This window comes from Acrocarpospora corrugata, assembly GCF_009687845.1.
GTDB classification, from domain to species: Bacteria; Actinomycetota; Actinomycetes; order Streptosporangiales; family Streptosporangiaceae; genus Acrocarpospora; species Acrocarpospora corrugata.
In genome coordinates this window covers 74296-95595 of sequence record NZ_BLAD01000038.1, presented here as the reverse complement: position 1 = coordinate 95595, position 21300 = coordinate 74296, and the positions used below count along the sequence as shown (strand labels likewise).

Here is a 21300-nt window from a genome sequence, read left to right as displayed (position 1 = left end):
CCGCGTGCCCGGCCCCCGGACGTTCGACGCCACCGCCCTCCTCGACCTGCTCGAACGGTCCTGGGCCTGGCAGTTGCGCCGCGTGTCGCTGGTGATCGAGGCCGGCCTGGCCGGGGAGACGATCGACGCGGCGGCCGACGCCCTGGGCGAGGCCTGCCGTCGGGTCGGCCACCGGGAACTCGCCACCCGCTGGCCCGCGTGTGTCGCGGGGTGCGTCGCCGGGGTGGCCGCCCGCCACGGCGCGGCGGACGCCTTCTGGCCGCGCTGGTGGGCCGCCTCCCGCCATCGGGGCAGCCCGGCCAGGTGGGGCACGGCGTTTCTGGACGCGCTGCGCGTCCTGGGCCTGCCGGCCGATCCTGACGTCAAACGTTCGATCATGATGCACGCCGGCCATGGAACCGCCCCGGAGGTCCCCAGCCCGCTCGACCTCGACCCCTTCGGGGCGGGAGTCCGGCGCGGCGGGACGGCGCTGACCCACCCGGGGGAGGAGACCCTGCTCGTCTTCGGCGAGGACGGGCGGCACCTGCCCGGCGAACTGCCGGAAGCCGCCGTCTGGGTGGCCCACCCCGGCGACCGCGACCTGATCGCCGACATCCCGATCCGGATCATCGCCGAGAGCTTCCTGCCGTCCGGCTGGGACGGCTGGCGGCTGACGCAGATCTCCCTGGCGAACGCCGCCTGGCTGGCCCTGGCGGACGGCCCGCGGCACCCGGTGCGGGGGAGGGTACGGCCCCGCCTGCTGATCGAGGAGCCGACGCCAGGACTGGCCGGGCCCGGCGGCTCCCCGGTGCTGGCCGCGCCGCCCGCCCTGCGGCTGCCGGCGGGAACCTGGCTGGCCACCGTGCAGCCGGCCGGTGCCCGGCCGGCCCCAGCCGATCCCGCCGACCTCTGGGCGCGGCTCCCCCGCCCGCTCCTGGGCACCTTCACGGTCGACGTCAGGGACGCGCGCGGCCGGGGCACGCGGGAGACCGTCACCCTCGCCGAGGGCCTCTCGGCACGGTACGACCCGCCGGTCCGGCTCTTCGACGACGGCGGGCCGACGCCCGTGGACGCCCTGTTCGGCACGGTGCCCGGTCTCACGGTGGCGCCGCAGGCGCTCGCCTTCACCCGGACGGAGATCACCCGCGGAATCACCTGCGTGGCGGGTGACCGGGTCCTGGCCCTGACCGTCACCCCGCCGCACATGCGGGTCCTGGCCGGCCGGGAGTGGCATACCGCCCCGCTCCGGCTGACGCCGGAGGAGCTCGGATCGTTGCGCCTGGAGATTCCGGGCGTCCGGGAGCGACCACCCATCGAGGTCCGGGCCGGCGGCGTCCTCGTTCAGGAACTGACTCCGCACGCGAACGGCGAGTATCCCCTGCGGCGCGTGCTCGACACCGTGGCCGCGCACGGGCAGGCCCTTCTGGCGGTCCGGCGGCACGGGCGGCTCATCCCGCTGGCGGTGATTTCTCCCGCGGTACCAGCCGCCCCAGATCCGTGGCTCTGCAACGATTGATCCATGGATCCCCTCGCCACGAGCGCGCTCATCACCGGCACGTACCGGCGTTACCTCCGGTCCCTGCTGCCGGTGCGGGACCCGGCGATCGCCGAGGCGCTGGCCGCGGAGATCTCCGCCAGCCCGCTGCTGAGCAAGGGGCCGCTGCTGGAGGCGACCCCGCCGTACCGGACCGGGGCGACCCTCCGTGAGCTGATCGGCGAGGGTGTGCTCGATCCGGCGTTCGCCGTCCTGGGCAGCCCCGCGCTCCCGTTGGACCGGCCGCTGTACCTGCATCAGGAGCAGGCGCTGCGGAAAGCCGCCACCGGGCGGCACCTGGTGGTCGCCACCGGCACTGGCTCGGGCAAGACGGAGAGTTTCCTGCTGCCGATCCTGTCCGCGCTGATCGCCGAGGGGCGGCTGTCCCCCGGGGTGCGGGCGCTGCTGCTCTACCCGATGAACGCACTCGCCAACGACCAGCTCAAACGCCTTCGCGAGCTGCTGTCGGCGGTACCGCGGATCACCTTCGGCCGCTACACCGGTGACACGCCGGAGCGCGCCCAGCAGGGGGCGGCCCTGTTCGAGGAGCTCAACCCGGGCACGCCCAGGCTGCCGAACGAGTTGCTGAGCCGGGAGGAGATGCGGGCGGCTCCCCCGCATCTGCTGCTCACCAACTACGCGATGCTGGAGTATCTACTGCTTCGCCCGGCCGACCTGGAGCTCTTCGAGCCCGCCGACCGGTGGCGGTTCGTGGTCCTGGACGAAGCCCACGTGTACGACGGCGCCCGCGCCGAGGAGCTCGGCATGCTGCTGCGCCGCCTGCACGATCGGGTGGCCGGGGACCGTACGCTCCAGGCCATCGCCACCAGCGCCACCGTGGGCGACGAGCCGGGCGCGGTCATGGACTTCGCCACCAAACTGTTCGACGTGCCCTTCGAGTGGGTTCCCGGCGACCCGGCCCGCCAGGACCTGGTGACCGCCGCGCGGGTGGCGATGCCATCCGGCCCGTTCTGGGGTCCGCTGACCGCGGCCGACTACCGGAAGCTGGCGGTGAGCGAGGACCCGCACGGCGAGCTGGTCCGCCGGTCCGGCCTGCCCGGCGCCGGGGCCGCGCTGGCCCACGAGCAGGCCATGGCCACCCTGCGCGGCGCCCTCTCCGGCGGCCCGCGGCCGTTCGCCGACCTGGCCCAGCTGGTCTTCGGCGGCCAGGATGAGCCGGAGGAGGGCCTGGCCGCGCTGGTGGCGGTCGGCGGGAAGGTCAGGGACGGCACCGGGAGCGCGATCCTGTCGGCCCGCTACCATCTGTTCGCCCGCGCCACCGAGGGCGCGTTCGCCTGCCTCGCCGGGCCTCATGTCGCCCTGGGCCGCCACGAGACCTGCCCTGCCTGTGCCGGCGCGGTCTTCGAGTTCGGCGCCTGCAAGCGATGCGGGGCGGTGCACCTGATCGGCGCGGTGGAACAGTCCGGCGCGGGCCAGCTGTTCAGCCCGCGGGTGAGCCGGGACGACTCCCGCGTCTGGCTGCTGCTCGGCGACACCCCGGAAATGACGGACGAGGACGACGAGACCCTGGAGGACCTGCCCGAGACCGAGGCGCAGGACGCGTTCCTGTGCGGCCGGTGCGGGGCTCTCCATCCGGTACGGCGGAGCCGATGCGACCGGGACGGCTGCGGCGAGACCCAGCTGCGCCCGGTGCGGCGGCTGAAGACGCGGGCCAGCTCGCCCAGCGGCTGCCTGGCCTGCGGGGCGCGCGGCGCCGGCCTGATCCGCCAGTTCGAGAGCGGCAACGAGGCGGCGGCGGCGGTCCTGGCCACCGCCCTCTACCAGGCGCTGCCCCCGGCGCCCGAGTTCGAGGACCGGCCGGGCGGCGGCCGCAAGCTGCTGACGTTCAGCGACAGCCGCCAGGCGGCCGCGTATTTCGCCCCGTATCTGGAGTCCAGCTATGCCCAGATCCAGCAGCGGCGGCTGATCCTCGACGGGCTGCGGCGCGCCGCCGCCGACGAGGCCGCCACCGTGGACGACCTCGTGCACGAGGTGGTCGCGGCGGCGGGGCGGGCCGGGGTGTTCGGCCGCCGGGACTCCCGCCAGCAGCGCGGCCGCACGGTGGCGCTGTGGGTGATGCGGGAGCTGGTGGCCATGGACGAACGCCAGTCCCTGGAAGGACTCGGGCTGCTCCGGGTGGAGCTGGACCGTGAGCCCGGCTGGCGGCTGCCCGCGCCGCTGCTGGACCTGGGCCTGAGCGCGGCGGAGTGCTGGCTGCTCCTGGGCGAGCTGGCCCGATCCCTCCGGCAGCAGGGCGCGCTGACCATGCCCGAGCAGGTCGATCCGCGCGATGAGCTGTTCGATCCCCGGCGGGGGCCCATCTACGTGCGGCGCGACGGCGCGGAGGCGAAGCTGAAGGTGCTGAGCTGGCTGCCGACGCGCGGCGTCAACCGGCGGCTGGACTATCTGCGCCGAGTGCTCGCCGCCGCCGGCTCAGGGGCGGCGGACGCGCGGCAGATCCTGGACGGGTGCTGGCGACTGCTCACCTCCCTGCGGGAGGGCTGGCTGAGTTCGGCCGCGCTGCCGAAACTGGGCCAGGTCCATCAGCTCGACCACGCCTGGCTGAAGCTGTCCGCCGCCGGGGAGAGCTACCGGTGCGGCCTGTGCCGGCGGGTCAGCGCGACCTCGGTGCGCGGGGTCTGCCCCACACTCGGCTGCCTGGGCTCGCTGGCCCCGGCCGAGCCGGACGCCGACGACCACCACCGGGTGCTCTACCAGGCGATGACGCCGGTGCCGCTGCTGGCCAAGGAGCACACCGCCCAGTGGACCGGGCTTGAGGCGGCCGGCATCCAGCAGCGGTTCGTGCGCGGCGAGGTGAACGTCCTGTCCTGCTCGACCACCTTCGAGCTGGGCGTGGACGTGGGCGAACTGCAGGCGGTGATGCTCCGCAACATGCCGCCGACCACGGCCAACTACATTCAGCGGGCCGGGCGGGCGGGGCGGCGCGCGGACTCGGCGGCCCTGGTGCTGACCTACGCCCAGCGGCGCTCGCACGACCTGTCCCGGTATCAGGAGCCGGAAACGATGATCGCCGGTCAGGTGCGGGCGCCGTACGTGCCGCTCGGCAACGCCAGAATCGACCGGCGGCACGCCCATTCCGTCGCGCTGGCCGCCTTCTTCCGCCATTCCAGGCAGACCTCGGGCACGGTATGGAAGACGGCCGGCGACTTCTTCCTGTCCGGGGCGAGCTCCCAGGTCAGGCAGTTCCTCACGCCGGTCCCCCCGGACGTGCTCGCCTCGTTGCGCCGGGTCCTGCCCGCCTCGGTGCGGACCGAACTCGGCCTGGAGACCGGCGCCTGGGTCACCGAACTGTGCGCGCTGCTGGAACAGGTGCGGCAGGAGCTCGCCCAGGACGTCGAAGGGTTCGAGGAACGCCGCCGGGAGGCGTTCGACGGCCGCCGCAGCGATCTGGCCGCCCGCTACGAGCGGACCATCAACACCGTCACCCGCCGTTCCCTGATCGGCTACCTGGCGAACAGGAACGTGCTGCCCAAGTACGGCTTCCCGGTGGACAGCGTGGAGTTGCGCACCGCGCACTGCGAGAGCCAGGTGGGGGCCCGGCTGGAGCTCAGCCGCGACCTGTCCTCGGCGATCTACGAGTACGCGCCGGGAGCCGAGGTGGTGGCCGGCGGGGTGCTCTGGCGCTCGGCCGGCGTCTACCGGCTGCCCGGCCGGGAGCTGATCAGCAGGCACTACACCGTCTGCCGGACCTGCCAGCATTACCGGGAGGGCGACGAGACCCTGACGGGGGCCTGCCCCGCCTGCGGAAACGCGCCCGAGGGAGCGTTGCGGCAGTACTACGTGCCGGAGTTCGGCTTCGTCGCCGACCACCGGACCGCCAAACCGGGCACCGCCCCGCCGAAGGGCTCGTGGCACGGCGCGACCCACATCGTCTCCCTGGGCGAGGAACTCGCGGAACGCCGCTGGGCGTCCCCGGGGGGATCCTCCGTCTGGTGCCGTTCCGGCTCCCGGGGGCGGCTGGTCGTGCTCTCCGAAGGGCCGTCCGGAAGCGGCTTCCTGATCTGCGACTGGTGCGGCTGGGGCACGCCGAATCACGGCAGGCCCGCCAAGTCACACCTCAGCCCGCTCCGGCGGACCGAGTGCACCGGGCCGCTGCGGTGGCGCTCCCTGGCGCACAGCTTCGAGACCGACATCCTGGAGCTGCGGTTCGACGCGCCCGGCGTCGGCGACCACTGGCGGTCCACGCTGTACGCGCTGCTCGAAGGGGCCGCGGACGGACTGGAGATCAGCCGCAACGACATCGACGGCGCGATCAATCCCGGCTCCGACAGCCGGACCGGCCTGGTGATCTTCGATACCGTGCCCGGCGGCGCCGGCAGCGCGCTGCGCGTCGCCGAGTCACTAGACCTGGTGGCCGAAGCCGCGCTGAAGCGGGTCGCCTCCTGCGACTGCGGCGCCGAGACCTCCTGCTACGGCTGCCTGCGCACCCGCCACAACGAGCGGCACCACGACCAGCTCAGCCGAGGCGCGGCCCTCCAGGTCCTGGGCGCCCTCACCGCCGGAGGCCCGCTCGCCACGAATCGGTAACGTTGAGGATCGATAACGTCGCTCTCCGGATACCGCCGCCTGGCCTGAGTTACCGGTGGGGTACGCCATGCTGGAGGGGTCTTTACAGCTTCCTTCTTGAGCCGGACGGGACCATGGACCTCGCCAATCCTCCCCTCGGGGCCGCTCCTGCGGACGATGCCCCCGCCAGCACGGCGGACACGTTCGGGATCGACGCGTTCACGCTGGACGACCGGATGCGGTTGTTCCACTTCGCGGCGGCCGAGAAGCGCGAGGAGTACCTGTGGCTGCTGCGGGCGTTCGACCGGGGCCGGGCCAACTATCAGGTGCTGCTGCACGCGGCCAGTGCCCGTGGCCTGCTGAACCAGCTCCGCGAGGAGCACCCGGGCTGCCCGGAGGTCGGCGACGTGCAGTCCCTGCTGGATTCGCTCAACGAGTGGCGGCTGCTCGATCGCAGCTACGACGGGACCCGCGCGGCCAGCCTCGCCGAATACCGCAACCGGCACTACGTGTATCAGTTCACTCAGGCCGGTTATCGCGCGTACCGGGCGGTCGAGGACGTGCTCGGGGCGACCCTGGAGGACGCCCAGCTATCAAGGCTGATATTTCCTGACATTCTGGCCGACCTGGAGGCGCTGGCCGAGGCCAACAGGGCCGGCCACGGCGACGAGATCTACCGCAAGCTCAGCCGGCTGGACCAGGTGCTCGGCGACATGGCGCAGCGGGCCGCCCGGTTCTATCTGATGCTGGGCGACCTGGCCCGCACCAACGACACGCGACCCGAGGTGTTCCTCTCCCACAAGGACGCGCTGCTCACGCACATGCGGGAGTTCACCGCGGAGCTGGCCCGCTTCACGCCCCGGCTGGCCCAGGCCGTCCAGGACGTGGCCGACACCGGGGTGGACGCGCTGATCGCGCGGGCCGCGGCGGCCGACGACCGGCTCTTCCGGGCGCCAGGCGACCGGGAGGCGGACTGGCGGCAGCGCTGGTCCGGCCTGACGCACTGGTTCGGCGCCGGTCACGGCCGCGCCGCCCGGGACTCCCGCAGCGAGGCGGAACGGCTGCAGAACGCGACCGTCACCGCGATCGCGAACGTGCTGGCCCTGCTCAGGCGGGTGACCGAGGCGCGCCGCGGGGGTGTCAGCCGGGAGAGCCAGCTCCGGCATCTGGCCCAGTGGTTCGCCTCCTGCCCCGACGAGGACGCGGCGCACGGGCTCTTCCAGGCGGCCTTCGGCCTGGGCGGCCCGCGGCACATCGCGGTCCCGCACGAGGACCCCGAGCTGATCCCCGCGAGGTTGTCCTGGTGGGACGCCGCGCCGGTGCGGCTGGCCCGCGGCCTGGTGGAGTCCGGCCGGGAACCGCGGATGGCCGGGACCACCGCGCGGATCGAGCGCAACGACGCCCAGCGGCAGCGGCTCCGCGCCGACCAGCTCAAGCTGGCCAGGGAGCGGCGCGACGCGGCGGCGTCCCTGGCGGCCGAAGGCCCCTATGACCGGGTGCTGAACGAGCCGGAGACCAAGGCCCTGCTGAGCCTGCTCGACCAAGCGCTCACCGCCAGGGTGCCGGCCAGCCGGCGGGTCACCGCCACCGGTTCGGCCCACGGCGTGCGGCTGACGCTGCGCCCCTGCGAGGGCAGCACCTCCGTGCGCACCGTGCACGGCCGCCTGCACCTGTCCGGCGTCACGCTGGAGGTGTCCTGATGGGCGGGGTCGCCGAACAGGTGAGCTCGCTGGAGCTCGCCGACTACCAGCGGGCGGTGCGGCTGCTGCTGAGCCACGCGCTGATCACCGACGCCCACCCGAACCGGGCCGCGCTGCCCCTGATCCGCCGCTGGGCGGGCCAGCTCAGGACCGACCTGCACGAGGTGCTCGGCTACCGCCTGGTGACCACGCCGAACACCGCGCGGCTGCTCCGCGCGCAGGACGAGCTGGACGTGACGCGCCCGGCGCGGACCAGGACGGACCGGCCGTTCGACCGCCGCCGTTACGCCTATCTGGTGCTCACGCTCGCCACGCTCGGCCGGTCCGGCCCCCAGACCGCCCTCAGCGAGCTGGCGGACGCGGTCGCCGCGGACGCCGCCCGGATCGACGGGCTCGGCCTGGACACCGAGCGCAAGCCCGACCGGGACGCCTTCGTCGACGCGGTGACCTGGCTGGCCGAGCGCGGCGCGCTGACCCTGGCCGACGGTTCCGCCGCCGACTGGGTCAGCAGTCCCGACCAGGCCGAGGCGCTGTACGACATCGACCGCGAGGTCGTCTTCGCGATCTACCAGCCGAGCCGGGTGCTGCAGCACATGAGCTCGGTGACCGGGCTGCTCGACCACGACCGCGGTGTCGCCCAGGGCGTGCACCGGGTGCGCGAGGCCGCGGCCCGGCGGGCGCGGCGGCTGGTGCTCGAACACCCGGTGGTCTACTACGCCGACGCCGGGGAATCCCTGCGCGGCCAGCTCCGCCACCCCGGCCTGGCCGAGGACCTGGAGCGGCTGACCGGGCAGGCCGTGGAGCGCCGCGCCGAAGGGGTGGCGCTCGTCGACACCTCGGGACGCCTGTCCGATCTGCGCTTCCCCAGCGGTGGCACCCCGTCCCAGGCGGCGCTGCTGCTGGCGGCGCGGATCGCCGCGCGGGTGGAGACATCGCGGCCCTCGATGCTGCCCGCGCCGACGTCGGCCGAGCGCACCGAGACGCTGGCGGCCAGCATCGACGCCGGGCTGCCGGTCAAGGGGGTCCTGGCGGAGCTGAGCGAGGCCGAGACCGCCGAGCGGGAACCGGCCGAGGCGCAGGCCTATCCGTTCGTCACCGACGCCTGGCTGCGCGCCGCGATGACGCAGCTCATGGAGACCTACGGGACGGCCTTCTCCCTCGCCTGGCGCGGCGATCCCGACCGGCTGCTGCGCGAGGCGGTGCGGCTGCTCGTCGCGCTGCGCCTGGTCGTCAGGGTCGAGGGCGGCGTGCTCGCGCTCCCGCTGCTGGCCCGCTACCGGGGCGCCACGGCCGAAGTCAGGCCCCGGGCCCGCCGCGCCGAGCGGCAACAGGACACTCTCTTCGAGGCGAGCGAGGTTAAGTGACGCGGTATGTGCCGACCCGGGCCGGGATCATCAACCTCTGGGATTACCGGGACGAGGAGTTCACCTTCGCGAACGGCTGGCTGATCCTGCGCGGACCGAACGGCTCGGGCAAAACGAAGGCGCTGGAAGTGCTCTTCCCCTTCGCGCTGGACGGGCGGATCGACCCCAAGCGGCTCAACCCGTTCGCCTCCGAGGACCGGACGATGAAGTCCAACCTGCTCTTCCGCGGGCAGGACAGCGCCTTCGGCTACGTCTGGCTGGAGCTGCGGCACCGCGACACCGGCGAGGCCGTCACGGTGGGGATCGGGCTGCACGCCCAGCGCCACCGGGACGCCCCGGTCCGCTGGCACTTCGTCACCGAGGGCCGGGTGGGCGTGGACTTCTCCCTGCTCACCGCCGACGACCGGCCGATGACCAAGAGGCAGCTCGCCGAGGAGCTGGGCGAGCAGGCGATCACCGCCACCTCCTCCGACTACCGGCAGGCGATCGACCAGCGGCTGTTCGGCCTCGGCCGCGAGCGGTACGAGCAGCTGATCACCCTCATCCTGACGCTGCGCCGCCCGCAGCTCGCCAAGAATCTGGATCCGGGCAAGCTGTCCGACACCCTCACCGACGGCCTGCGCCCGATCGACGACGACCTGATCGCCGAGGCGTCCCGCTCCTTCGACGACATGGAGACGGTGCAGCGCACCCTGGAGGGCCTGGTCGCGGCCGACGAGGCGACCCAGTCGTTCCTGTCCAGCTACACCACCTACCTGCGCACGCATTCCCGCTGGGCGGCCGACGCGCTGACCCGCCGCCGCGCCGACGTCACGACGCACCGCACCGTGCTGGGTACGGCTGCCGCCGCCGTGACCACCGCCGCGCGCTCCCAGGCGGAGTCCGAGCAGACCCTGTCGGCGGCCGAGGACGCCCTGGCCGGGCTCCGGGCCAGGCTGGAGCAGCTCAAGGGCAGCGCCGCCTACCAGGCCCTCGAACAGCTCGGCGACCTGGAGCGCCTGGTGCGGACGTGCGCGGACACCGCGAGGGCGGCCAGGGCCGAGCTGGACCGGCGCGCCGCCGCCACCCAGAAGGCCCGCGCCGGACTGGCCGCCGCGCATCGGGTGCTGGCCGAGCTGGCGGGCGCGGTCTCCCGGGCGGCCACCGAACTCGCCGACGAGGCCGCCGCCGCGGGGATCGGCTGGGCCCCGGCCGACGCGGAGCACGCGGGCTTCGCCGACCGGGTGGGCGGCCGGGCGGCCACGCGCACCGGTGATGTGCGCGCGGTCCGGGCCGCGATCGCGACCGGGCAGAAGGCCGAGCAGACCCGGGATCTGGCCAGGATCGCCCTCGATCGGGCCCTCGCCGCCGCCGTCCAGGCGGAGCAGGCCGAGGCCGGGACGGCCCAGGCGGTGGAGAGCGCGCGCGGGGAGGCCAGAACCCAGCTGGCCGGCTGGGCGGAGCGGCACCATGGGGTGCTCGCCGAGCTGGGGTTCGACGTGGCGTCGCTGGCCGGGGCGCTGGAGCAGGCCGGGGAGCCGGACGCGCCCGGTCTCGACGCGGTGTTCGGGGCCGCGAGCGCGCAGGCCGTACAGGATCTGCGGGATGCCCGGGCCCGGCTCAAGGGCGAGCGGGCCGAGGCCGGGAACGAGCGCGCCCGGGTCCTGGCCGAGCGAGCGGAGATCGCGGCTGAGCGTGATGACGCCCCGCCCCCGTTCGCGGCCCGCACCGCGGACCGCGAAGGCCGGGCCGGAGCCCCGTTCTGGCGGCTGGTCCGCTTCGCCGACCAGGTGAGCGACGAGCACGCCGCCGCCGTCGAGGCGGCGCTCGAGGCGGCCAACCTGCTGGACGCCTGGGTCACCCCGGCGCCCGAGGCCGTCGCCGCCGGGGATTCCGAGGGTTACCTGGTTCCGGGTCCCCCGGTGCCGTCCAGCCTGGCCGACCTGCTGGTCCCCGAGGAGGAGACGCCGGTTCCGGCCGAGCGGATCACAGCGATCCTGCGGTCCGTCGCGCTCGGCCACACCGGCGACGACCGGCCGATGATCTCCCCCGACGGCCGTTTCACGCAGGGCATCCAGGCCGGCGCGCACCGCAAGGAGCACGCCGAGTATGTCGGGGCGACCGCCCGGGCCCGCCGCCGGGCCGCCCGGCTGGCCGAATGCGACGCCCGGATCGCGGTGCTGACCGAGACCGTCACCGAGCTCGACCGGCGGGCCGCCCTGGCCGAATCGGCGATGGAGGCGATCGCCGCCGCCCGCGCCGCGCTGCCCAGGACGGGCCCGATCGTGTCGGCGCTGCGCGAGCACGAGGGAGCCGCCGGGCGGCTCCGCGCCACCAGGGAGACCGCCGACGACGCGCAGAGCGGCTACGACGAGGCCGTCGCCGCCTGCGGCGCCGCCGAGCGGGCGCTGCGCAGGATCGGGGCCGAGCACAGCCTCGACCCCGATCGGGTGGACGAGGTGGCCGAGGCCGTCCGGCGCTTCGAGTCCACCGCGGGCACGCTGGTCGGGCGGCGGCGCGAGGAGGCCAGGCAGCGCGAGGCGGTCGAGGAGGGCACGGAGCGGCTGGAGGCGGCGGCCGACGACGAGGCCGCGGCGGAGTCGACCGAGTCGGGGGCGCGGCGGCGGCACACCGAGGAAGCCGCCAAGCTGGACGCCCTCCGGCAGACCATGGGCGCGGAGGCGGGCCAGGTGCTGGCCGAGGTCGAGACCGCCGAGACCGGGATCGTCGCCGCGTCGCGGACGGCGGAGGCGGCGCGAGCCGCCGAGCGCGCGGCGCTCACCGAGCACGCCACCGCGCAGGCCAGGCTGGCCGCCGCGCGGGAGTCGCTGCGGGTCGCGGCGGTCGAGGAGCGGGAGACCGCCAGAGCCCTGGCCCCCTTCGCCCAGCGGGAGCTGCTCGACGTGCTCAAATGCCCGCCCGGCCTGGCCTGGCCCGCGCAGAAGGCCGACTGGCTGGGCGAGCGGCTGCCGGACGCGGTGACCGCGGTGCACGAGGCCATCCGCACCGTGACCCGCGATCTGACCCCCACCGAGATCTCGCTCAAACAGTCGACCACCCGGCTGACCAAGGCGCTGGACGATCTCCAGGCGCAGCTCGCCACCGCCGGTCAGGACTACCGGCCCGAGTGGGACGGCGCGGACGGCGTGATCGTGGTCCGGATCGCGGACGAGGACGGGCCGCTGCCGGTGGGCGCGTTCGCCGCGAAGATGACCGCCGCCCGCAAGGACCAGCAGCAGCTGCTCAGCGAGTCCGAGCAGCGGATCCTGGAGGACGCGCTGCTCACCCGGCTGGCCCAGCAGATCCACGACCGCACGGTGGACGCGCGCGACCTGATCCGGCGGATGAACACCGAGATGCGGTCCCGCCGGATGTCGTCCGGGACCACGGTGGGGGTGAGCTGGCAGCTCGCCGACCACCTGGAGGAGGAGCAGCGGGCGGTCTGCGGGCTGCTGGACGCGGACGCCGCCCGGCTCCGGCCGGACGAGCTGAGCCGGATCCGCGGCCACTTCGCCACCCAGATCAAGAACGCACGGGCCCGTGAGCGGGAGCTCCCCTACCGGGAGCTGCTCACCAAGGTGCTCGACTATCGGCGGTGGCGGCAGTTCGCCTTCCAGCTCGTCCGGCCCGGCGCCGCCGCCGGGACGACGCACGAGGAGCGCCTCACCCGCGCCAAGCACAGCCGGCTGTCCGGCGGCGAGCAGTCGGTGTCGCTGCACCTGCCGCTGTTCGCCGCCGCGCACGCCATGCTCAACTCGGCGCGCCCTGACGCGCCCCGGCTGCTCGCCCTGGACGAGGCGTTCGCCGGGGTGGACGACACCGGGCGCAGCGAGTTGATGGGCCTGGCCACCCAGTTCGATCTGGACCTGTTCATGACAGGTTACGACCTGTGGGCCACGCACGCCGGGGTGCCCGCGGCGGCCCACTACGACCTGGCCCACTCCCCGGTGGAGCACACGGTCAGCGCGCTGCTGCTGGTGTGGGACGGGGCGGAACTCCTCGCCGACGACACCGGCGACCTGACCGCGGCGCTGGGATCCCCGGGCGTGCGGCGGGTCCCCGTTGGATGAGCTGCGCGGCGACGGCTGGCGGCGTCTCCTCGCGGCGGCACGGCGCAAGCTGGAGCAGACCGGAGGCGCGCTCGACGGCTCCGTCGGCTTGGCCGCCCCGTCCGAGACCGAACGCCGGGTGATCATCGGCATCACCGGCACGTACCGGCCAGAGACCGTCAAGCGGCTCACGGTCTCGCTGGCCGGCCTGGACGAGGCCCTCACCAGGATGCACGGCGCGGGTCTGCTCCAGACGCTGGCCCGGCTGGGCGATCCGGTCCGGGATCGGCCCGCGGAACGCGCCGCGGAGGTCTCCGCGAGGCAGTCGCTGCTGGCGGTGGCCGGAGCCGCGATGTCGGCCGGGGAGGACTGGTTCGCCGCGTGGCTGTCGGCGATGACCGAGGACGGCACGCTCACCCGGCTGATCCGGCGGGGCGACTCCCACCTGATCCGGCAGGCGACCGCCGTGCTCGATCAGCTGCCCGCGAGGTTCGTCCCGCTGCCCGTCCTGGCCGAGTCGGCCACCGGTGACACCAAGGCCCTCACCCCGGGCAGTCCGCTGGCGACACTGGTGCTGCGCGCCCTCGCACTCCGGTCGGGTTCGCCCGGCGTACCCTCCGGCCGGACGGGACAGCGGGCGCTGTGGGAGTCCGCCGGGGTGATCGTGGACGACCTGGCCAGTCAGGTGCTGCTGCTCAATGTGCGGACCCGGGGCGACAACGTGGTGTCCCGGTGGCTGAACGACGCCGCCCGGTCTGGGATCCCGTTCCGGCTCACCCTTCACCAGCAGAATGGGCACCCTGTCGTCCCCGTCGCCGAGGAACTCTTCATCTGTGAGAATCCCGCGGTTCTCCGCGCGGCGGCGGCCGAACTCGGGAACCGGTCGGCGGCGCTCGTCTGCACCGAGGGAATCCCGTCCGCGGCCTGCCACAAGCTGCTCGCCGCCGCCGTGGCCGCCGGGTCGCGGCTGCGCTGGCGCGCCGACTTCGACTGGACGGGCCTGCGCATCGTGGCGGCGGCAGGTAGCACGCCCTGGCGGATGAGCGCGTCCGACTACACGACCGGCCTCGCGCTGGGCGAGTCGACCCCACTCACCGGCAGCCGGACCGGCAGCCCGTGGGATCCGTCCTTGTCGGAGGCGATGGCCACCGAGGGCCGGGCCGTCATGGAGGAACGCCTCATTCCGGTCCTCCTCGCCGACCTCGCTGCCCGCTGAGTGGTGATGGCATGTCACCTGACGCGACCCGGAGCCGCCTCGTTCCGTGCCTGAACGACGCGGGACTTGCGGACATGGTCGGCCGGTATCGGGCTCAGGGCCAGCGAAGTGCCTTTGGGCGGCCACAGATGGCGGGGCGACGCCAGCGTGCCCAGGTACGGGATCTCGTAGGCCAAGCCCTTGGCGACGAGACGGCTCAGAATGCCCCCGGCGGTCGCTCTGGAAATGCCGTGTTCGGTCATCAGCCGGCGCTGGGTGGCGACCCGCTCGTGTGGGGGGATCTTGCCGGTTCGGATCATCTCCGCCAGCTCCGTCGCGATCTGGGTGATGCGATCCTGCGCCGACACGCGCGGAGGCGGGAGCGGGCCGGTGGGGACGCCGACGACGAACCCGACGCCGGGCACATTGCGTATCATTCGCCGATTCCGGAGCTCACGCTGAATGCGCATGGCGGCGTACCGGGGAATGGCATAGGCGACCATCAGCTGCTGGAAGGTGGATATCCGCGCCCTCGCGCACTTCACCACTGGTGATCCGCTCCGCCAGGAGTTCGATGATCTCCCGTCGGCGGATGGCGAGGAGGGCTCCGCGGGGACCGCCGAACTTGTACGGCTCACCGGGCGTAGCCGGGACGACCCGGAGCTCGGGAGTCGCACGGGAGTCCCGCGAGCCTGAACCCGGCGCTTCGGTCGCCCGCCTTTCCTGCAAAATCAATTGCATCGCACGACGCCGCTCGAATTCGGTCCGCATACCTGTCATCTCTCTTTCTCCTTTTGTCTGAGCACGACTGAGTTTTGCCTGAGCACGACTGGGCCCGACCAGTCACCGCCGGGCGAACTTTGGGCAGCTGCCGCGTTCGGTTTCACCCGGAACCGGGCCTTCCGTGAGCTGGAACCACACCACCTGGCCCGTGAGACCCTCGTGCCAGCCCCAGGGCCCCGGCGTATCGAGGATTCGTCCGGGTTTGATTTCTTCGGTACCGCTGAGCCTGGGCGCGGGCTGCGTAGGAGTGAAGGTCGAGTAATGACTGACCAAGTGCCAGACGAAGAAGGACACGGTTCCTGAAGATCAGCGGTGTCTGACGCCGTTCGATCCTCGGAGGAAACCGTGCCCGTCGCTCCATCATCGCTGATCAGCGTGCCCGAGGTAGGCCAGATCGACAGCGACTCTCCAATGAATCAGGGGCGGGAGCACGGACTTCTCGCCCGATTCCGGTCGATCAGCGACCCTCGGCAGGCGAGCAAGGTCCGCCACACCCTGGAGGCCATTTTGGCGGTGATGACGTTTGGCACGACCGTGGTCGGCGGCGACTCGATCACGGCGATCATCGAGTGGGCCAGGGATGCGCCGCAGGATCTGCTGGCCCGCCTGGGCTGCTGGCGTGACCCGCTCACGGGCGTTCGCCACCCGCCCAGCGAGCGCACGATGCGCCGGGTACTGGCCAAAGTCGACGGGAACGAAGTGGACCGGCAAACCGCCGCCTACCTTGGTGAATCGGCTGCCCCGGCCAACCTGGAACGCGCTGATAGCGGCACCGGAGCCGGTACCGGGAACTGCGATGCACAGCACGACACTGCCCTGCCACTGGTCGGCCGTCTGCTGGAGCCGGGCGGCGATGTGCGCGAAGATCGCCGCTCCGGCCTTGGAATCTGACGATCCGCGCCCGTGCAGCCAGCCCCCCATGATCTCTCCCGAGGTCGGCGGGTAGGTCCAGGCGCTCTCGTCCCCGAACGGGGCGGTGTCCAAGCAAGCGTCCAGCACGTAGCGGGGACCCAGCCCAGCCCCGGTGACCTCGCAAGTCAAGGCGACCGTCGTCCCGCCTGGATCGGCAAGGCGCCGACAGGCATGACCATGTTCGACCAGCCAGGATTCCATATAGTCCAACACCGGGTCGTAGTGGTCGATACCGCCGCGGCTGGGAATCCGCACCAGCTCACGGGTCAGCTTCACCACCCCGGCATGGTCATCACGAGCGACCCGCAACGAGCCCGTAGCGTCGATGGCAGCGTTCCGCTTGCTCGTCATATCTGTGAACTCCTTTCCCGCAGCACGTCCAGCGCGGTGACCTCCTCGATGGTCTCCGGCCTGCCTGCCATGATCCAGCAGCTGTGCCGCCAACGCCGCCCCGAGCACTGTAGATGTCGCAGAGTGTCGCGCGGTGCCCGATGCTGGTCGGGTGTCTTCCGAGTTCCACTCGGACACCATGCTCGGCGTGACCCCGGAGTGGCCGTCCGCGCTGAACCACAGACCCTGCGTGGTTTCGCGGGAGCCGTCTGCGTTTGCTGAACCCAGCCAGCGGATGCGGCGATTCAGGTAATGTCCGGATGGTGAAGCTGGCTTCCCGGATCGCCGCGGCTGGAGTCTGTTTCGTCACGCTGACGGGGTGCTCCGGACCGGCCCAGCCGACTCTCGCGACAGCCACGCGCAGTCTGGTCAGTAATGGCGAGGAGTTACTCGCGTCTGAACCAGTCCAGAGTGCGGGACTGTTCCAGATAACCGAGAAAGCCGAGAAGGACTCCGACACCGCCTGTGTTCACGGGTCCAAACAACGATTCTTCCGGGCGCAGAGAAACTTCGTCCGACCGGGACACCTGTCACCGCAGCCGGACTGGTACGAAGCGGACTCATCTTGCTGAAGTTCGATCAGATCGTCGACTGCTTGGATTTCTTCGATGACGACCTGTCGGTAGTGGTCATGCGCAACCCGCAAAACTGCGGTCACGTTCATGGTCGCTACGCGAACGACTGAGCCGAACATACTGATAGTCGGGAAAACCAACTGTTTCAAGACTGAACAATAAACCGCCCTGTCCGAATGGCCACTTTGAAGCCCGTCGCCCATCCGAGCGCTTCGGAGGACTTCGTATTGGCAAAGTGGTGCGCTGTGGGCCGGACTCCGACGGGGTGGTCAGGGGATTTTGGGGAGGCTCCAGTCCTCCCGTGACCAGCCCATCACCCGGGACGTCGCGTAGGGAAGCGAACCGGTTCCGGGTGGGTTCCGGTCAGAGTGGTGTAGCGGGTGGTTAGGTCGCGTTCGGCTTTTTCGGTGAGGGTGCCGAGGAGGCGGAGGCGGGCCAGGCCGCCGTCGGGGTAGATGTCGAGGCGGGCGTGGGTGATTTTGCGGTCGCTGTCGAGGCGGAAGCGGTGGGGGGTGTCGGGTTGGAGGCGGGTTTTGGGGAGGAGGGGGAACCATTTGGCGGTTTTGCCGGGGATGGTGGTGCGGGAGTCGGTTCCGGTGATGGCGGCCCAGCCGGGGGCGTTGAAGAGGAGGTTGGTGGTGTCGAGTTCGGCGATGGTGACGCGGCCGGGGGCGGGGAGGCGGACGATGAGCCAGTCGTTGGCGTCGTCGCGGCGGCGGGCGGTTTCCCAGCCTTCGGCCTGGTTGCGGGGGAGGCCGGGGGCGATGACGTTGGCGGGGGTGGAGTAGAACTCGTTGGAGCAGGCGACGATTGTGGCGCCGTTCTGGAGGGCGGCGAGGTCGATGGTGAGGCCGGTGAGGAAGCGGGGGTCGGGGATGACCTCGCCGTGGACGCGGAGGCGGGCGACGCCGCCGTCGGGGAAGATGTTCAGGCGGACGTGGGTGAAGCGGCGGGGGTTCTTGACCTCGAACTCGTGGGCGGTGTCGCCTTTCAGGGCTTGTTTGGGGACGATTTCCACCCAGTCGGTGAGTTCTACGGGGGCCTGGTGGTCATCGGCGGCGCAGGCTTCCACCGAGGCGTACGGGGGGTAGTTGCCCTTGAACCAGGCGGTGTCGATCACGATGCCTTTGATGACGCCGGGGAGGCCGAGGCGGATGATGGCCCAGTCGAAGCCGGGGGCGCGGCGGCGGCGGGTTTCCCAGCCGTCGTAGATCTGGCCTTTGGCGCCGAAGGTGTGGGTTTGGAAGGCGGCCGGGCCGGGCCGGATCAGGGCTTCGCGCTCGGCGAAGGATTCGTCGTTGGCGGCGATGACGGCCCCGCCATACTTCCGCAACGCCAAATCCGGAAATTTCGTGAAATCGGCCATTGGTGCCTCCCAAGGTCGGTCAAGTCCGCCCAACCAGATGCGGTCGTGAATGTACGTCGCCCATGACTCCGGATGGACGCGCGCCGCGAGCCCGCGTGCTCATTGGTCGTTGGTGCTGCCGGATGAACACGGGTGTGAACCCGCGTGCTCATGGCCGATGCTGCTGCCGGATGAACACGGATGCGAGCCCGCGTGCTCATGGCCGGTTCTGCGGGAGGAGGAATTGGCCGAAGGGCGTGCCCTGCACGGCTTGGCCGCGCAGCCAGGTTGTTTGTACGACGCCGGTGAGCCTGCGCCCGTCATATGGGGTGACGGGGTTCTTGTGGTGAAGTTTCGTCGCGTTCACCGTGAACTCGGCTGTGGGGTCGAAGGCGACCAGGTCGGCGTCGTTGCCGATGGCGATCGCGCCCTTGGTGGACAGGCCGACCAGGGCTGCGGGACCTGCGGACATCCACTTGGCGACGTCCGCGAGGCCGTACCCGCGGGGTTGGGCTTCGGTCCAGATGATGGGGAGGCCGAGTTGCAGGGAGGCGATGCCGCCCCAGGCGGAGCTGTAGTCGTGGGCGGTCAGGCCCTTGAGGTCGGCGGGACATGGGGAGTGGTCGGAGACGACGCCCATCAGGACGCCGGTGGCGAGGCCGTGCCAGAGGGTGTCGCGGTTGGCGGACTCTCTGATGGGCGGGCAGCATTTGAAGGCGGGGCTGCTGACTTCCTCGGCGCTGAGGGTGAGGTAGTGGGGGCAGGTTTCGGCGGTGATGCGTACGCCCGCCTGCTGGGCACGGCGGAGGGGCTCCACGCATGAACCCGCGGAGATGTGGACGATGTGGGCGCGAGCGCCTGTCGTCGCCGCCGCGTCGATGACGCGTTCGACGGCTCTGAGTTCGGCGTCCTGGGTGCGGGAGTCCAGGAATTCTGGATATGTCGGGCCGAGAGGGTCGGTGAGGGTTCCAGGGTCCTCGGCGTGGACGATCAGCAGGCCGTCGATGGCGGCGAGCCGGTGCAGGACCTCGACGAGCTGGCCGGGATCGAGGGCGGGGAATTCGTCCACACCGGAGGGGGACAGGAAGCATTTGACGCCGAAGACCCCGGCGGCGAAGAGGGGTTCGAGGTCGTCGGCGTTGGCGGGGATCGCGCCGCCCCAGAAGCCGACGTCCACGTGGCACTGCCCTTCGGCGGCCTTCTTCTTGATCTCCAGCGCGGACACCGTCGTCGTGGGCGGCAGCGAGTTGAGCGGCATGTCGACGATCGTGGTCACTCCCCCGGCCGCCGCCGCCCGGGTCGCGGACGCGAATCCCTCCCAGTGGGTACGTCCGGGTTCGTTCACATGCACATGCGTGTCCACGAGCCCCGGCAGCAAGGCCACATCGGCGAGATCGACGGTCTCCCGCGCATCCAGCGGCGCGTCATACCCGGAAAGCCCCGCTATCCGCCCATCCCGTACGGCTACCGCCAGCGCCTTCTCCCCTTCCGGGACAACCGCCCGCCGCGACCGTACGACCAAGTCGAACTCATTCACCGGCATCCTCCAACCTGGTCGCCGCTATCCGTACGGCGAGACGCTCCAGCAACGGCCCCGCCTCGGTCATGCAGACCCGGACGTCGGATTCGAGGTCGGTCAGCGCGTACACCGCGTCGATTCCGGCCTTACGCAGTTCCTCGTCGCCGATCGCCCGCCGGCCGCAGACGGCGACGACGGGAACGCCGTACCGGGCGGCGGCATTGGCGACGCCGATGGGCGCCTTGCCGCGGAGGGACTGCTCGTCCAGCGAACCTTCGCCGGTGATCACCAACCGGGCGCCGCGCACATGGCGGTCGAAGTCGAGCAGATCGAGCAGATACTCGATGCCCGGCCGGATCTCCGCGTGCAGGAACGCGAGCGCCGCGAACCCGACCCCGCCGGCGGCTCCGGCCCCAGGCTGCCCCGCCACGCCCATGCTGCGGACGACCCCGTCGTGCTCCACCGATCCCGCGAGCCCGTGCGTGTGCGCGGCGACCGCCGCCAGCCTGGCCAGACCGGCCTCCAGCACCTTCACCTCGTCCGGATCCGCACCCTTCTGCGGCCCATAGACCGCGGCGGCCCCGAACGGCCCGAGCAGCGGATTGTCGACATCGCTGGCGACCACGAACTCCAGCCCGGCGACGGCATCACTCGCGTGCCGATGCCCATCACCCTCCCCCACGCCATGATCATCTCCCACTTCATGATCATGCCCCGCCCCAGACTCATGTCCCGCCACAGGCTCATGTCCCGAAATTTCGCGAAGCCCCGTCATAAATCGGGAAATGTCGATTTGAGCGAGGTCCCGGAGTGCCCCTCCGCCGAGGGGAAGTTCGTTGCCCGAAGCGTCCAGGAATCGTGCGCCGAGGGCCTGTGCCAGCCCCGCTCCCCCATCCGTGCACGCACTCCCCCCGAGCCCGAGCACGATCCGCCGCGCCCCACCCCGAACCGCGTGCGCGATCAACTCCCCCGTCCCGTAACTCGTCGCCGTCAACGGCGCGAGCCCCCCGGACAGCCTCCGCAACCCAGACGCGTCGGCCATCTCAACAACCGCCGTCTCCCCCTGCACCGCATACGAAGCGACAACCCGCTCCCCCGTCGGCCCCGCGACCTCAACCTCCACACGCTCGAACCCGCACGCCACCACGGCGTCCACGGTCCCATCGCCCCCATCCGCCACCGGCAGCGACACCGCCGGCACCCCCAGCCCGGCGGCCACATGCTCCGCCACCTCCGGCGCGGTCAGCGACCCCTTGAACTTGTCCGGCGCGATGACGACGTGATCTCTCATGACGGCGACCTCAGACTCGGCAGCGGGTGACGCCTCATCATCCCGCCCCCACCGGAGAAGGTCCCACCCAGCCCACCACGATCAGCCCCGACGCGCGCGAGCCCCGCCCAGCGTCCACGATCAGCCCCGAAGCGGAAAGGCCCCACGCGGCTTCCACG

Annotated in this window: 12 protein-coding genes and 1 pseudogene; 8 read left to right on the top strand and 5 right to left on the bottom strand. The window is 72.1% G+C overall.

Translation table 11 applies throughout. The annotated features are described in order from the left end of the window. Positions 1-4: 4 nt before the first annotated feature. The 6 genes from Acor_RS05090 (at position 5) to Acor_RS05065 (ending at position 14348) form a co-directional block, all read left to right on the top strand. Positions 5-1495, top strand: a complete 1491-nt coding sequence (locus tag Acor_RS05090) for a hypothetical protein (protein WP_155335361.1) — start codon at positions 5-7, stop codon at positions 1493-1495. Between the two features lie 3 nt (positions 1496-1498). After that, positions 1499-6061, top strand: coding sequence for a DEAD/DEAH box helicase (locus Acor_RS05085; RefSeq protein ID WP_155335360.1), 4563 nt, complete (start codon positions 1499-1501; stop codon positions 6059-6061). A gap of 113 nt (positions 6062-6174) precedes the next feature. Further along, positions 6175-7740: a TIGR02677 family protein gene (locus tag Acor_RS05080; protein ID WP_218034141.1), complete on the top strand. Its 1566-nt coding sequence runs from the start codon at positions 6175-6177 to the stop codon at positions 7738-7740. Beyond that, positions 7740-9104 carry a TIGR02678 family protein gene (locus tag Acor_RS05075; protein ID WP_155335359.1) on the top strand — a complete coding sequence of 455 codons (1365 nt, stop codon included), beginning with the start codon at positions 7740-7742 and terminating at the stop codon, positions 9102-9104. The genes Acor_RS05080 and Acor_RS05075 overlap by 1 nt, the downstream gene beginning before the upstream one ends. Then, complete coding sequence (locus Acor_RS05070) at positions 9101-13153, top strand: TIGR02680 family protein (RefSeq protein ID WP_155335358.1); 4053 nt, start codon at positions 9101-9103, stop codon at positions 13151-13153. Before Acor_RS05075 ends, Acor_RS05070 begins: the two co-directional genes overlap by 4 nt. Further along, positions 13146-14348 carry a TIGR02679 family protein gene (locus Acor_RS05065; protein ID WP_155335357.1) on the top strand — a complete coding sequence of 401 codons (1203 nt, stop codon included), beginning with the start codon at positions 13146-13148 and terminating at the stop codon, positions 14346-14348. Before Acor_RS05070 ends, Acor_RS05065 begins: the two co-directional genes overlap by 8 nt. A gap of 14 nt (positions 14349-14362) precedes the next feature. Here Acor_RS05065 and Acor_RS05060 read toward each other — a convergent pair whose 3' ends face one another. After that, a complete protein-coding gene (locus tag Acor_RS05060; protein WP_218034140.1) occupies positions 14363-14764 on the bottom strand; it encodes a GntR family transcriptional regulator in 402 nt (133 codons plus the stop codon). A 79-nt stretch (positions 14765-14843) separates the two neighbouring features. On the opposite strand from Acor_RS05060, the gene Acor_RS41985 reads away from it, so the two are divergent. Continuing rightward, on the top strand, positions 14844-15023 hold the full coding sequence (locus Acor_RS41985) for a hypothetical protein (RefSeq protein WP_170316794.1): 180 nt from the start codon (positions 14844-14846) through the stop codon (positions 15021-15023). Between the two features lie 498 nt (positions 15024-15521). Beyond that, a complete protein-coding gene (locus Acor_RS05055) occupies positions 15522-16001 on the top strand; it encodes a transposase family protein (RefSeq protein ID WP_422664791.1) in 480 nt (159 codons plus the stop codon). Here the strand turns inward: Acor_RS05055 and Acor_RS46130 are convergent. The 4 genes and pseudogenes from Acor_RS46130 to Acor_RS05035 all read right to left on the bottom strand — a co-directional run. Beyond that, positions 15966-16223 (bottom strand): annotated as a pseudogene (locus tag Acor_RS46130) (M20 family peptidase); the annotation flags it as partial. The gene Acor_RS05055 and the pseudogene Acor_RS46130 sit on opposite strands and share 36 nt — an antisense overlap. A 1077-nt stretch (positions 16224-17300) precedes the next feature. After that, complete coding sequence (gene alc / locus Acor_RS05045; protein ID WP_155335354.1) at positions 17301-18353, bottom strand: allantoicase; 1053 nt, start codon at positions 18351-18353, stop codon at positions 17301-17303. Positions 18354-18549: 196 nt separating this feature from the next. After that, positions 18550-19875: an allantoinase AllB gene (allB, locus tag Acor_RS05040; protein WP_155335353.1), complete on the bottom strand. Its 1326-nt coding sequence runs from the start codon at positions 19873-19875 to the stop codon at positions 18550-18552. After that, positions 19862-21142 carry a glycerate kinase gene (locus Acor_RS05035; RefSeq protein WP_155335352.1) on the bottom strand — a complete coding sequence of 427 codons (1281 nt, stop codon included), beginning with the start codon at positions 21140-21142 and terminating at the stop codon, positions 19862-19864. The genes allB and Acor_RS05035 overlap by 14 nt, the downstream gene beginning before the upstream one ends. Positions 21143-21300 lie beyond the last annotated feature (158 nt).

Excerpts from the sequence above, each read along its gene's own strand:
- Acor_RS05085 (WP_155335360.1), top strand. The coding sequence starts at position 1,499 with ATGGATCCCCTCGCCACGAGCGCGCTCATCACCGGCACGTACCGGCGT.
- Acor_RS05080 (WP_218034141.1), top strand. The coding sequence starts at position 6,175 with ATGGACCTCGCCAATCCTCCCCTCGGGGCCGCTCCTGCGGACGATGCC.
- Acor_RS05075 (WP_155335359.1), top strand. The coding sequence starts at position 7,740 with ATGGGCGGGGTCGCCGAACAGGTGAGCTCGCTGGAGCTCGCCGACTAC.
- Acor_RS05060 (WP_218034140.1), bottom strand. The coding sequence starts at position 14,764 with ATGATACGCAATGTGCCCGGCGTCGGGTTCGTCGTCGGCGTCCCCACC.
- Acor_RS05055 (WP_422664791.1), top strand. The coding sequence starts at position 15,522 with ATGAATCAGGGGCGGGAGCACGGACTTCTCGCCCGATTCCGGTCGATC.
- alc (WP_155335354.1), bottom strand. The coding sequence starts at position 18,353 with ATGGCCGATTTCACGAAATTTCCGGATTTGGCGTTGCGGAAGTATGGC.
- allB (WP_155335353.1), bottom strand. The coding sequence starts at position 19,875 with ATGCCGGTGAATGAGTTCGACTTGGTCGTACGGTCGCGGCGGGCGGTT.
- Acor_RS05035 (WP_155335352.1), bottom strand. The coding sequence starts at position 21,142 with ATGAGAGATCACGTCGTCATCGCGCCGGACAAGTTCAAGGGGTCGCTG.